The organism is Microvirga lotononidis (assembly GCF_034627025.1).
Lineage (GTDB): Bacteria > Pseudomonadota > Alphaproteobacteria > Rhizobiales > Beijerinckiaceae > Microvirga > Microvirga lotononidis.
Genome location: NZ_CP141048.1, coordinates 2,885,627 through 2,897,783 on the forward strand (window position 1 = coordinate 2,885,627; position 12,157 = coordinate 2,897,783).

Annotated in this window: 15 protein-coding genes; 7 read left to right on the forward strand and 8 right to left on the reverse strand. The window is 63.8% G+C overall.

Annotated elements, in window-relative coordinates:
- Positions 1 to 22: 22 nt before the first annotated feature.
- Genes U0023_RS13655 through U0023_RS13665 form a run of 3 tightly spaced genes read left to right on the forward strand, consistent with a single transcriptional unit; the run spans position 23 to position 1,772 of the window.
- Positions 23 to 730 (forward strand): TetR/AcrR family transcriptional regulator, encoded by a 708-nt coding sequence (locus tag U0023_RS13655; RefSeq protein ID WP_009494599.1) that lies wholly within the window; start codon positions 23 to 25, stop codon positions 728 to 730.
- Between the two features lie 19 nt (positions 731 to 749).
- Positions 750 to 1,109, forward strand: a complete 360-nt coding sequence (locus U0023_RS13660; protein WP_009494600.1) for a tRNA-binding protein — start codon at positions 750 to 752, stop codon at positions 1,107 to 1,109.
- A gap of 54 nt (positions 1,110 to 1,163) precedes the next feature.
- Positions 1,164 to 1,772 carry an MliC family protein gene (locus tag U0023_RS13665; protein WP_009494601.1) on the forward strand — a complete coding sequence of 203 codons (609 nt, stop codon included), beginning with the start codon at positions 1,164 to 1,166 and terminating at the stop codon, positions 1,770 to 1,772.
- Positions 1,773 to 1,778: 6 nt separating this feature from the next.
- On the opposite strand, the gene U0023_RS13670 is transcribed toward U0023_RS13665, so the two are convergent.
- The 3 genes from U0023_RS13670 to U0023_RS13680 are packed head-to-tail and all read right to left on the reverse strand — an operon-like array spanning position 1,779 to position 4,414.
- On the reverse strand, positions 1,779 to 3,146 hold the full coding sequence (locus U0023_RS13670; protein WP_009494602.1) for an ATP-binding protein: 1,368 nt from the start codon (positions 3,144 to 3,146) through the stop codon (positions 1,779 to 1,781).
- Positions 3,143 to 3,859 carry a response regulator gene (locus tag U0023_RS13675; protein WP_009494603.1) on the reverse strand — a complete coding sequence of 239 codons (717 nt, stop codon included), beginning with the start codon at positions 3,857 to 3,859 and terminating at the stop codon, positions 3,143 to 3,145. The genes U0023_RS13670 and U0023_RS13675 overlap by 4 nt, the downstream gene beginning before the upstream one ends.
- Before the next feature lie 33 nt (positions 3,860 to 3,892).
- Complete coding sequence (locus U0023_RS13680; protein ID WP_009494604.1) at positions 3,893 to 4,414, reverse strand: MarR family winged helix-turn-helix transcriptional regulator; 522 nt, start codon at positions 4,412 to 4,414, stop codon at positions 3,893 to 3,895.
- Between the two features lie 161 nt (positions 4,415 to 4,575).
- On the opposite strand from U0023_RS13680, the gene U0023_RS13685 reads away from it, so the two are divergent.
- Entirely contained in the window at positions 4,576 to 5,463 is an 888-nt protein-coding gene (locus U0023_RS13685; protein ID WP_009494605.1) for a branched-chain amino acid aminotransferase, read from the forward strand.
- Between the two features lie 517 nt (positions 5,464 to 5,980).
- Here U0023_RS13685 and U0023_RS13690 read toward each other — a convergent pair.
- Positions 5,981 to 7,225, reverse strand: coding sequence for a Y-family DNA polymerase (locus U0023_RS13690; RefSeq protein ID WP_009494606.1), 1,245 nt, complete (start codon positions 7,223 to 7,225; stop codon positions 5,981 to 5,983).
- A 310-nt stretch (positions 7,226 to 7,535) separates the two neighbouring features.
- On the opposite strand from U0023_RS13690, the gene U0023_RS13695 reads away from it, so the two are divergent.
- Both U0023_RS13695 and U0023_RS13700 read left to right on the forward strand, forming a co-directional pair.
- Positions 7,536 to 7,811: a DUF3072 domain-containing protein gene (locus U0023_RS13695; RefSeq protein WP_009494607.1), complete on the forward strand. Its 276-nt coding sequence runs from the start codon at positions 7,536 to 7,538 to the stop codon at positions 7,809 to 7,811.
- A 149-nt stretch (positions 7,812 to 7,960) separates the two neighbouring features.
- Entirely contained in the window at positions 7,961 to 8,992 is a 1,032-nt protein-coding gene (locus U0023_RS13700) for a Tim44 domain-containing protein (RefSeq protein ID WP_009494608.1), read from the forward strand.
- 75 nt (positions 8,993 to 9,067) lie between these two features.
- On the opposite strand, the gene U0023_RS13705 is transcribed toward U0023_RS13700, so the two are convergent.
- A complete protein-coding gene (locus tag U0023_RS13705; protein WP_009494609.1) occupies positions 9,068 to 9,649 on the reverse strand; it encodes a type 1 glutamine amidotransferase domain-containing protein in 582 nt (193 codons plus the stop codon).
- 125 nt (positions 9,650 to 9,774) lie between these two features.
- Here U0023_RS13705 and U0023_RS13710 point away from each other — a divergent pair, with 125 nt between their 5' ends.
- Positions 9,775 to 9,996, forward strand: coding sequence for a hypothetical protein (locus tag U0023_RS13710; protein ID WP_009494610.1), 222 nt, complete (start codon positions 9,775 to 9,777; stop codon positions 9,994 to 9,996).
- A 47-nt stretch (positions 9,997 to 10,043) separates the two neighbouring features.
- Here U0023_RS13710 and U0023_RS13715 read toward each other — a convergent pair whose 3' ends face one another.
- The 3 genes from U0023_RS13715 to U0023_RS13725 form a co-directional block, all read right to left on the reverse strand.
- Complete coding sequence (locus U0023_RS13715) at positions 10,044 to 10,769, reverse strand: metallophosphoesterase family protein (protein ID WP_040639659.1); 726 nt, start codon at positions 10,767 to 10,769, stop codon at positions 10,044 to 10,046.
- Positions 10,762 to 11,577, reverse strand: coding sequence for a nucleotidyltransferase family protein (locus U0023_RS13720; RefSeq protein WP_154661283.1), 816 nt, complete (start codon positions 11,575 to 11,577; stop codon positions 10,762 to 10,764). The genes U0023_RS13715 and U0023_RS13720 overlap by 8 nt, the downstream gene beginning before the upstream one ends.
- Positions 11,578 to 11,757: 180 nt before the next feature.
- Entirely contained in the window at positions 11,758 to 12,135 is a 378-nt protein-coding gene (locus U0023_RS13725; RefSeq protein WP_009494613.1) for a hypothetical protein, read from the reverse strand.
- Positions 12,136 to 12,157: the final 22 nt, after the last annotated feature.

Genomic DNA, 12,157 nt, shown 5'->3' on the forward strand with positions numbered 1-12,157 from the left:
GCAAATATTCAGGAGACGGATCATGACCGCTGACGTTCCCAAGGATAAGCGCAAGGCCATCGTCGAGGCGCTCATGGATCTCGCCGCGCGGCAGCCTTGGCACGAAATCGAGATCGGCGACGTGGCGAAGGCCGCCCATGTGTCGCTGGCCGAGTTCCGCGATCTCTTTCCCTCGAAGGGTGCCGTCCTCGGCGCGCTGTCGCGCCAGATCGACCGCCAGGTGCTGGAGGGAACGACCGACGATCTCGCGGGCGAGCCTGCGCGCGAGCGCATCTTCGATGTGTTGATGCGCCGCTTCGATGCCCTTGAGCCCTATAAGCAGGCTCTGCGGCGGATCTTCCAGGATCTGCAATACGACCCCGTCTCGCTCGCCGCTCTCAATCAGGTTTCGCTCAATTCCCAGCGCTTCATGCTGGCAGCGGCGGGCATCGACACGGAAGGGCCGCTCGGAAAGCTGAAGCTCCAGGGCGCCGTCCTGGTCTTCGCCAACACTATGCGCACGTGGCTCGACGACGACGATCCGACCCTCGCCAAGACCATGGCGCGGCTCGACCGCGAGCTGCGCCGCGCCGAGCGCATCCTGGAAGGAGCCGAGGATCTGCGCCGCCTGAGCGCGCCCCTGCGTGCCGTCGGACGTGCCCTCATGCAGGGGCGCAGGCCGACACGGCCGGAAACGCGCCGCACCGAAGACGGCAACGGCGATGCGCAGAATCCCGCGGCGGCGATTTGAACAGGAGCAAGGGGCAAAGATGGATCAGGCGGGTTCGACGGCGGCGCCCATCACGTTCGACGATTTCCTGAAGGTCGACATTCGTGTCGGCCGGATCGTTGGCGTGGAGCCGTTTCCTCAGGCGCGCAAGCCCGCGTTCAAGCTCACCATCGATTTCGGCGCGGAGATCGGTACCAAGCGGTCCTCGGCGCAGATCACGGTGAACCATTCCCCGGACGATCTCGTGGGATCGCTGGTGATGGCGGTGGTGAATTTTCCACCGCGCCAGATCGGACCGTTCATGTCGGAAGTGCTGACGCTCGGCGTGCCGGATGCCAATGGCGACGTCATGCTGATCCGCCCGGACCGCGACGTGCCGGTGGGCGGGAGGCTTTACTGAGATCTGGCCCGATCCTCGAGGCAGGACAATCTGTATTGTCCGTCAGGAGCATCGATGAATGCGTTTCGGAAGGTGATCGGCGTGCTTCCCGGCTGCTTCGTCCTGGTGCTCGGATCTGAAGCGGCAATGGCGCAGGCGCCTTCCTTCTCCTGCGATAAGGCGAAGGCTGGCAGTATCGAAGAGATGATCTGCACCGATACGGCTTTGTCGTCGCTCGATCGCAAGCTTGCCGACGTTTATGCCCAAGCCGCTCGTCAAGCGGAGAAAGAGCAGCCACCCGTGCTGCAGGCGGAACAGCGCGGGTGGATCAAGGGACGCGACGAGTGCTGGAAAAGCGATGACAGACGTGGCTGCGTGGAAGGAGAATATGTCCGCCGCATCGCAGAATTGCAGGCGCGCTATCGGCTCGTTCCCAGCATCGGTCCCGTGACCTTCGCTTGCGACGGCGATCCGCGCAACGAGGTCGTCGTCACGTTCTTCCAGACCGATCCGTCGACCATGATCGCCGAGCGCGGCGACAGCGTCTCGCTGATGTATGTTCAGCCGTCGGGAAGCGGTGCGCGTTATCAGGGGCGCAACGAGAGCTTCTGGGAGCATCAGGGCGAAGCGCTTGTGGTATGGGGCTATCGCGCCCCCGAGATGCACTGCAAGAAGGTGCGCTGACGGGTCTCAGGCCGGCAGGCGCACCGTCGCGCGCAGGCCTCCGAGCGGGCTGTCGCCCAGCACGATGTCGCCGCCATGGGACCGGGCGACGTCCCGGGCGATGGCGAGGCCGAGGCCCGATCCGCCTTCGTCCTGATTGCGCGCTTCATCCAGCCGCACGAAGGGCTTGAAGACTTCCTCACGCATCTCGGGCGGGATGCCGGGGCCGTCGTCGTCCACATGCAGAACGAGCCAGCGCGTTTCGTGATTGGCCGTGATCTCGATCTGGTCGCCATGGCGCGCCGCATTGCCGACCAGGTTGAAAAGAAGGCGACGGAATGCATCCGGGCGAACGGTGATGATGGGATCCCCGATGATGTCGAGTTCCGTCACATGGCCCTGCCGCTCTGCATCCGACTGAACCTCCTCGAGGAGCTGCCGCAGATCCGTCGCGACCGCCTGCTCGCCCGCATCGCCGCCGTCGCCCCGCGCGAAGGCGAGATAGCCTTCGAGCATCCGGCTCATCTCGTCCACGTCGCGCTTGAGGTCCTCCACTTCCGGTGTCTGGCCGAGGAAGACGAGCGAGAGCTTGAAGCGCGTGAGAATGGTGCGCAGGTCGTGGCTCACGCCGTTCAGCATGGTGGTGCGCTGTTCGATGTTGCGCTCGATGCGCCGCTTCATCTCGAGGAAGGCGTGGCCGGCCTGGCGCACCTCGCGCGCACCGCGCGGGCGGAACTCGATCTCGCGTCCCTTGCCCAGGGCCTCGGCGGCCTCGGCGAGGCGCAGGATCGGTCTGATCTGATTGCGCAGGAACAGGATCGCGATGCCGAGCAGCACGAAGGACGAGCCGCCCATCCATACGAGAAAGATGTGCGAGTTCGATGCATAGGCCTGGCTTCGCCGCGCCAGAACGCGCATGACGTCGTTCTGATCGAGCTTGATGCGGATCTCCACATAGCTCGAGCGACCGACCGTATCGATCCAGTACGGACGATCGATCTGGCGCCGCAACTCGTCGGTCAGGGTTTCGTCGAGAATGTCGAAGAAGGGTTTGGGGCCGGGCGGCGGCAGGTCGGTGTTGCGCAGGATGTCGACGTCGAGCTGCAGTCGTTCCGACGCGATGCGGGACAGGGTGCTCGCATCCTTGTCCTGCGGGTAGCTCTCGTAGATGTCGATGAGGGCCGCGATATCGGCGGTCACCGCCGAGGACAGGCGCCGGGTGACGAGCTGATAATGGCGCTCCATGAACACGTAGGCGACGACGGATTGCAGCAGGATGACGGGCGCGATGATGATGATGAGCGCGCGGGCGTAGAGCCCTTTCGGCAGGAAGCGGCCGAACCAGCGCGCGGCGTGGTCGAGAGGCGAATAGCGCAGGGTCGCTCCGATCTTCATCGGTCGATCACGAGGCGATAGCCGATACCGCGCACGGTCTGAAGGAAGGTGGGATTGGCGGGGTCGATCTCGATCTTGCGCCGCAACCGGTTGATCTGCACGTCCACCGTGCGCTCGTTGGCCGCGATGCCGTTGCCGGCAAGCGCCTCGCGCGGAACGTTGTCGCCGGCATGGCTGCCGAGGATCGTCAGGATCTCGCGCTCCCGCTCCGTGATGCGCACCATTTCGTCCCCGCGCCGCAGCTCCCCGCGGTCGAAGCGATACGAGAACGGACCGAAATGGATGATCTCCGGTGCGTCGTCGCCCGGCGCGCCCGGCACGGGCAGGGCTCGCTTGAGGATGTTGCCAAGGCGCAGCAGGAGCTCGCGCGGCTCGAAGGGCTTGGGCAGATAATCGTCCGCGCCGATTTCAAGTCCCGTCACCCGGTCGGAGGCATCCGCCCGGGCCGTGAGCATCAGGATCGGGACCTGCGAATGCTCGCGTAAGGAGCGGGCGTAGTCGAACCCCGTCTCCCCGGGCATCATCACATCGAGCACGAGGGCGTCGAACACGAAATTGCCCGCTTTCGCCCGTGCCTCGGCCGCGCTGGCGGCTGCGGTGACCCGGTAGCCGTTCTCGGTGAGAAAGCGAGTCAGAAGGTCGCGCAGGCGGCGGTCGTCGTCCACCACCAGCACGTGCGGGGCATGGTCGGGAATGTCGATGCGTGCGTCCATCAGGCTTCAAGCTGCTTTGTCGGATCCTGCTTATCAGGTTTTCTTGGGACCGAATACGAGCTGCTTCACATGGGCGTTGTCGTCCGGATCGATGAGGCTCAGAAGGTAGCGGCTGACCGTTTCCTTCGCCTCCGGGTCCATGTCCGACAGGGCCCGCATGATGCGGCGGGTCTGCAGCTTGGCGAGCTTCAAGGCCAAATCGTGGCCCTTGGACGTGGCGAAGAGAAGCCGCTGGCGCCGGTCGGACGTGCCCATCCGGCTCTCGATGAAGTCCTTTTCGATGAGTTCCTTCAGGACCCGGTTGAGGCTCTGCTTCGTGATCCTCAGAATGTCCAGGAGTTCAGCGATCGTCAGGCCCGGCTGCCGGCTGACGAAGTGCAGGACCCGGTGATGGGCCCGTCCGAAGCCGTACTCGTCCAGGATTCTGTCGGGATCGCTGACGAAGTCGCGATAGGCGAAGAAAAACAATTCGATGAGGTCGTAGGCGGGCTGCTCGACCAGAACATCCTTGCCGGGTTGCTGAGCCTTCAAAGCCGGAATTGCGTCTGGCACCATCCTGTTCCCAATTTTTATGTCAGCCTTGTTGACATATCTCAGGACGATTGTTACTCGTCAAGCCGCTTCGGCGAAATGAATGAAATTGAAATCGCCCGTTAGCGAACCGGAAATTACACGGCCCCGGTTGCCACAAAGGTCGGCATTCAAGGAGAAGAACGATGTCCGCGACCCCCTTCGATCAACGTGATGGATGGATCTGGTACGACGGGCAGATCGTACCCTGGAAGGACGCCAAGCTGCATGTTCTCTCGCATGGTCTGCACTACGGATCCTCCGTGTTCGAAGGCGAGCGGGCCTATGGCGGCGAGATCTTCAAGTCGACCGAGCATTCCGAGCGCCTCAAGAAATCGGGCCAAATCCTCGATTTCGAGATCCCCTACACGGTGGCCGAGATCGATGCGGCCAAGCGCCTCGTCCTGGAGAAGAACGGGATGAAGGACGCCTATCTGCGTCCCGTCGCCTGGCGCGGCTCGGAGATGATGGGCGTGGCCGCGCAGGACAACAAGATCCACCTTGCCATCGCAGCTTGGGAATGGCCGAGCTATTTCGACCCGGCTCAGAAGATGAAGGGCATCCGCATCGACATGGCGGAATACCGCCGTCCCGATCCGGCCACGGCCCCATCGGCCGCGAAGGCCGCGGGTCTCTACATGATCTGCACCATCTCCAAGCATAAGGCGGAGCGGAAGGGCTATGCCGATGCGCTCATGCTCGACTGGCAGGGCCGGGTTGCCGAATGCACCGGCGCCAACGTGTTCTTCATCCGCGACGGTGTCGTTCACACGCCGATCGCCGATTGCTTCCTTGATGGCATCACCCGCCGTACGGTGATCGATCTCGCCAAGCGTCGCGGCTTCGGGGTGGAAGAGCGCCGGATCATGCCGGAGGAGCTCCCGAGCTTCAACGAGTGCTTCATCACCGGCACGGCCGCCGAGGTCACGCCCGTGTCGGAGATCGGTCCCTACCGCTTCCAGCCCGGCAACATGACCAAGGTGCTGATGGAGGACTACTCGGCCGAGGTGCAGCCTAAGAGCAAGGCGGCTTAAGTCGCCCTGCAGCCACGCCCCCAAGCCCTCATTCGACGATCTCGTTCGTAACGCGCTCGCGGGTACTGCCTTACACCCTTCGAGGGGAGGAGCGCTCCTCCACCCTCATCCTGCGTCTCGAAGGATCGTCCTGGCGAGACCGGGACGACACCCTCCCACGTCATGGCCTGGCTTGACCCGGCCATCCCGATTGGTGAAGCGCCGCGCCTTTCCGATCGAGATCACCGGCACAAGGCCGGTGATGACGTGGCGGGGGTGGTCCCGGCCGTGCGGTGGTGTCATCCCCGGCGAGCGGAGCGAGGGAAGGGATCCACGATCAAGCGTCGAGCCATGGATTCCCTTCCCCTCCGCTGCGCTCCGGCCGGGAATGACAACCACGTCGTCATGGCCTCCCGGGACTTGATCCGGGGACCAGTGCCGTCCGTCCCGATCCTCTGAAGCACCGAGCCTAACCATATCGGGATCGCCGGGACTGATCCCCGGATCGGGTCCAGGCACGGCCAGGGCGGTACGAGATCTAAAAATCCTCCGCATCGGGAATGCGGTTGAAGGCGATTTTCGCCCCGGCATAGCCGCCGGGGATCGTGACCCAGGGCCCCCAGTGAAGGAGGGTCTTGCGGTGGGTTCCGTTCAGCCGGTCGGCGATGGTCGACAGATATTCCATCCGGCGTTTGAGCTGCGCCTCCGGCGTGTGGTCGAACAGATCGTCCTCGATCTCGCCCAGCGGCACCAGATCGTGCAGGGCGACATGCACGCTGCGGCTGCGATGCATTTCCTCCCGTTCGGCATGGAGAAAGAGGCGGCTGAGCGAGGCCAGCAGGGAGGGGTCGTCCCAGGTCGGCCGGAAGCGTTCCTCCCCATACCATCCGGCGCTGTTCCTGTCCGTCAGCCAGAGGGAAAGCGTCCGGGCCGAGAAGCCGGCGCGGCGCATGCGGGCCGCAGCTTTGGCGAGGAGAACCCGTGCCGCCGCATAGGCCCCGTTCAGGGAGCGCCAGTCCGACGGCAGAACCCGTCCATGCCCGAACATCCGGCGCTGAGTCTCGGGGCGTTCCACGGTATAGCCGTGGAGCCCCATCCAGAGCCGCTCTCCCTCGACGCTCCCCCAGAGTCGGCGCAGCTCCTTGGGCTGGAGCCGCCACAAGGCCTCCATGTCGGCGATTCCGGCACGGGCGAGGCGCGCCGCATTGCCTTGGGCGATGCCGGGGATATCCGTCAGATCCAGGGAAAGCAGGCGTCCCGGCAGATCATCCGGATGAAGGGCCACGAGGCCGTCGGGCTTTTCCATCTCGGCCGCGATCTTGGCCAGGAGGTCGTTGGGGCCGAGGCCGACCGAACAGGTGAGGGTCGGGCCGATCCCGGCGGCAATGGCCTCCTTGACGCGCCGCCCGATGTCGAGCGCCCGCGACCACTCGGCGGGCAGGAGCGCGCAGAGCATCTCGTCGATGGAGCAGACCGCCTTGACCGGAACAACGGTCTCGATGGTCCGGATGATGTCCTTGTGCAGGTCCACATACAGCTCGTGCCGCGCGGTCACGAGAACGAGGTCGGGGCATTGCCTGCGGGCGTCGCGCACGAAGGTGCCGCGCTTGATTCCCTTGGCCTTCGCCTCCCGGCTGGCGGCGATGAGGCCCGTGTGCTCGGAATCGACTGGGATCACCCCGACCGGCTTGCCGCGCAGATGCGGCTGAAGGTGCTGCTCGGCGCTGGCGAAGAAGGAATCGAAGTCGACGTAGAGCCGCTCCAGCCCGGTCGGTTTGCGCATCCCGCCACCTGCTTGCTGATCCAGAGCCTCGGACCCAAAAGTGGATTTGCACTTTTGGGATCCATCCGATGCTCCCGCCATTGATGAGCGCATCGTGCGGAAAACCGGATCCACTTTTCGCTGACGCGTCCCTCTGGGTCCGTACGATGTGCTAGAACGAATCAAGAACATAAGCTTGGCGGCGAGTCGAGGTCGGTATCTGTGGATAACGGGGATTAATCGGCCGGGTTAATCCTCCTTTCCTTGAGGAACCAAGGCTCTGTAAGTGTGTTCTCGCTTTGGAACAAAATGAGAACAATAGGAGTCCTGCATGTCTTCGCAAGGTAAAGCGGCAAGCCGCACTGCGGTTAACCATAAATCTTCCGCAGAGGGAGATAACCCGAAGGTTCATCCTGATCCTTCCGACAACCAGATCAAGGATCCGGACGAGTGGGTCTCCGGCGACGAGCCGATGACCGGCGCCCAAGCCTCGTATCTGAAGACCCTGTCCGAGCAGGCCCACGATCCGAAGGCTTTCGATCCCGGTCTCGACAAGGCCGAGGCCTCGAAGCGGATCGATCAGCTGAAGCAGAAGCAGGGGCGTTAAGGTCGACGCGCCGCCGCTGTCGCCTCTGGCTTTCACGAACGCGACAGCGGCGGCCAAAATCGAATGGCTCAGCCCTTCCGAAACCCTCCGGCTATCACCACATGGGGCCCAAGGAGCATTGTGCTCCAGAGGGATGGAAAACAGACACGATGATGAAATTTGCTTCTCGCCGCAGTCGGGTGATGGTCGCCTTAGCGGCGGCCCTGGTCCTTGCCGGAAGTGCGGCCGAGGCTCGCGTCGGCGGCCGGAGCAGTTTCGGCTCGCGCGGTGCACGCACCTACACACCTCCGCCGGCGACCCGGACGGCGCCCGAAGCGGCGGCCCCGATCCAGCGCTCGCAGATTCCGAACCAGGGTCCGAACATGACCCGGCCCGGTACACCGGCCCCGAACGTGGCGCAGCCGCGCCGTTTCGGCTTCGGCACGGGCCTGATGGCCGGCCTGTTTGGCGCGGGCCTGCTCGGCATGCTGTTCGGCCATGGCTTCTTCGGCGGCCTCGGCGGCCTTGCTTCGATCTTCGGCCTTCTGCTCCAGATCGGCCTCGTGGTCCTGCTGGTCTCATTCGCCATGAAGTGGTTCCGCAGGCGCCAGGAGCCGGCCTATGCCGGCCCTGATCAGGGCTATGCCCGGTCCATGGGCGGCAGCGTGCCGCCGACGGGCGGACGGCCCATGAGCGGCGGTTTGGGGGCTGGTTTAGGCGGTGGTCTCGGCAGTGCCCTGGGCGGCGCCCTCGGCGGCCGATCCCAGCAGGCTCAGGCCCGGCCGGGCGTGCGAGACGAGATCGGCATCGGCGAGAGCGATTACGCTGCCTTCGAGCGCGGCCTCGTCGAGATGCAGGACGCCTATTCGCGCGAAGACGTCGCGAAGCTCTGGCAGCTCGCCACGCCCGAGATGGCCGGCTACATCCAGGAAGAGCTCAACGACAACGCGGCCCGCGGCGTCGTGAACAAGCTTTCCAATGTGCGCCTGAACCAAGGCGATCTGTCGGAAGCCTGGCGTGAGGGCAGCACGGATTACGCGACCGTCGCCATGCGCTTCGGCATTACCGACGTGATGACGGACCGGGCTACGGGCCGTGTGGTGGAAGGCGACCCGAACAAGGTCGAGGAGGCGACGGAGCTCTGGACCTTCCGCCGGGACCAGGGCGGTTCCTGGAAGGTCTCGGCGATCCAGCAGGCCTAATTCCCGATCACGCGAATACGAAAGCGGCCGGTCTCCACCGGCCGCTTTTTTGTGTTCGGGATGGGGAGACGGGACCTATTCGGCCGCCGCACGCCGGCCCGCATGCGAACCTTCGCGGACTTCCTCGATGATCTTGCTTACGAAGGCATCGAGATCGCCCGGGTTGCGGCTGGTGATGAGGCCCTGATCGGTCACGACCGTCTCGTCCCGCCACTGGCCGCCGGCATTGATCACGTCCGTCTTGATCGAGTGATAGGACGTGCATTGCTTGCCTTTGATCACGCCGGCCTCGATGAGAAGCCAGGGTGCGTGGCAGATGGCGGCCAGGGTCTTGCCGGAAGAATAGAAGGCACGGATGATCTCGAGCGCCTTGGGCTCGGTGCGCAGCTTGTCGGGATTGATCTGTCCGCCGGGCAGGACGAGCGCATCGTAGTCGGCCGGGTTCACATCCTCGAGGTCCTTGTCGACGGAGACGGTCTTGCCCCAATCCGTCTTGTCCCAGCCGTAGATCTTGCCGGACTTCATGCGCGATTTCGGAGCCGCGATCTCGACCGTCGCACCGGCATCGGCGAGCTTTCCCTGCGGAACCGTGAGTTCCGATTCCTCGAAGCCATCGGTCGCCATGATGAGGATCTTGGCCTGTTTAATGTCAGGCATCGCATTCTCCATTCATTGAGGGATCTGTCTGAAAACGGATGGAAAGATGAGGGGTTCCGCTCGGTGGAACCCTGGCGGGACGCTCCTGTTGACCCAGTCATGGCTTTGGAAAAGAGGAAGAAACGATGACCAATCCAGGACTGCCGACCAACGATCCTGTTCCCGGCGGCAACATCCCGAGCGAGGTGCCGCCCGGATCCATGCCCGACGAGGAGCCGGATATCGGTCCGACGGGACCGCGCACGCCGTATCCCGTCAACGATCCGGGCATCACCGATCCGAAGGGGCCAGGCTCCGAACCCGATTACCTTCCGGGCAACCCGACGGATCCCGGTACGCGATTCTGATCCGGGTTGTCGGCCCGTGCTGAGCCGGCAGCGACCTCGGCGCCGGCTCAGATCTCGATGATGGCGTAAGGCTTGCCGTTCGGCTTCTCGATATGCTTGGCGACGTTGTAGACCGGCTGGCCGCCGGGCGTGCGTCCCTCGAAGCGGCCGCGATGCGCATGGCCATGAACGATGGCGCTGACCTTGAAGCGGTCGATGGTCTCCGCCAGACGTGACGAGCCCAGGAACGGATAGATCTCCAGCGGCTCACTCTCGATCGTGTCGGTGATCGGCGCATAGTGGAGAATGACCATGGAGCGCTTCGCACGCACCTGGCGCATGGCGTTTTCGAGCCGCAGCGTCTCGTTCATGGTCTCGCCGACGAACTGCTTGATGGCCGGCTCGCCGAAAGAGCCCAGCATGCGGCGCCCGAAGCCGCCGGCGAAGCCTTTCACGCCGACGAAACCGACGCCGTCGATCTCGACGGATTGTCCGTCGAGGATACGCATGCCGGCATCGCGGAGAATGTGCGTCACCTCTTCGTGCGCACCGCATTCGTAATCGTGGTTGCCGAGAACGCCGACCACAGGAACCGAGCAGGACTTGATGTCCTGCGCCAGAAGCTCGGCTTCCTTCGGTTTGCCGAGATCGGTGAGATCCCCGGCAAGAACCAGGACATCGGCCTCCCTTGAGATTTCGCCGAACAGGTCGCGATAGGACGTCCAGTTGTCTTCGCGAACATGAAGGTCGCCCATGGCCGCGACCTTCATGACGTGCTGTGGTTCGTCACTCATTCCGCCATTCACCTTCGCCGCCGACATCGGCGAAGCCCCATTGCTTGACATCGATCTCGTAATCGATGCGGGAGAACATTCGTCCGCGACAGACCTTCATCTGCGGCGGCGGAAGATCGAGCTGCTTGGAAAGCCTGTCGAGGAGCTCGTCCATCACCCAGCGCGGAACCTTGTCGCGCTCCGACGGGTAGATCCAACGGAAGTTGAGCAGGTGCATGAGCAGCACCTCCCAATGAACTTCCATGTAGGCGAGCAGGGCATGCCAGTCGATCTGGTCGTGCGCCTTCAGAATCGTGTGCGCCACGTCCGCGCCGTCATAGCGGTGGCGCAGCTGGATGAAGCATTTCGACCAGACGAGCTCGGTCGGCCCGACGATACGAACCGGGGTGCCGAAGACCTCGATCTGGCGCGCGCGCTCGAACCACTGGTCGCCGATCGGCATGGTGCCGTTCGACGAGGCGAAGATCACGTCGAAGAAGTACTGACCCTTGAAAACCTTGCCGAGCCAGCGGTCGTCCTCGATCTCGACGGAATAGCCGATGCTCTTGAAATGCGACAGGACGCGGGTGTAGTCGCCGGCCTTGCAGAAGATGTCGAGGTCCTTGGTCGGCCGGGTGATCCCCGTATAGGCCGATAGGGCATAGGTGCCGGCGAGCAGGAAGGGCAGGCCGAGGTTGTTCAGCTCCCGAAGAGCCTCGGCATAGAAGGCTTCGGATTCCGGGTATTTGAGGGTCGGTTCCGCCTTGGCATCCATGAGAGGGACGCCGTGATGGGAACCTGAAACGAGATCTGGGTCGTGAACTGCCATGGCCTTGTCCAAGCGCGGCCAAGAATGCCCCGCGTTCGACAACAGAATGGCCGAAGTGAAGTTCCGTACCGGCCGAGTTCAATGCCGGAAGGATCGGCAGGCCCGGATCAAGCTTTCTTGAGCTTGGAGCTGTGCCGGATTCTCGCGCACCGAACCGGATCCACGACGCCGAAGAACGCCCTAATGATCTCCGTGCGAGACACGGACATCGCGCGGGCTGTTGAGAATTTCGAGCAGACTCTGGGCGATGTGGCGGGCTTCGTCGTCCTTGAGGCGCAACAGGAAGGGCGGCATCATGCCGGCCTGGAGAGCCACCACGGCCATGCCGTGCTCGTCCATGCCGACGTCGATGGTCTGAGAGGTCACGTCCACCAGCTCTTCCGGGGTGTCGTCGCCGCCCTCCTCGGAGGATTCGCCGATGGCGGTGAGCAACTGGCTCACGGCCCTGACGAGCGAGCGTGCAGCATGAGGATCCATGACCACGGCGGTCGATTGCTCGCCCTTCTGGAATGCCAGTTGGATGTTGTCGCCTTCGAGCGTGACTGAAATACCTGCCATAAGCGTCCTCGTCTTTCCCATC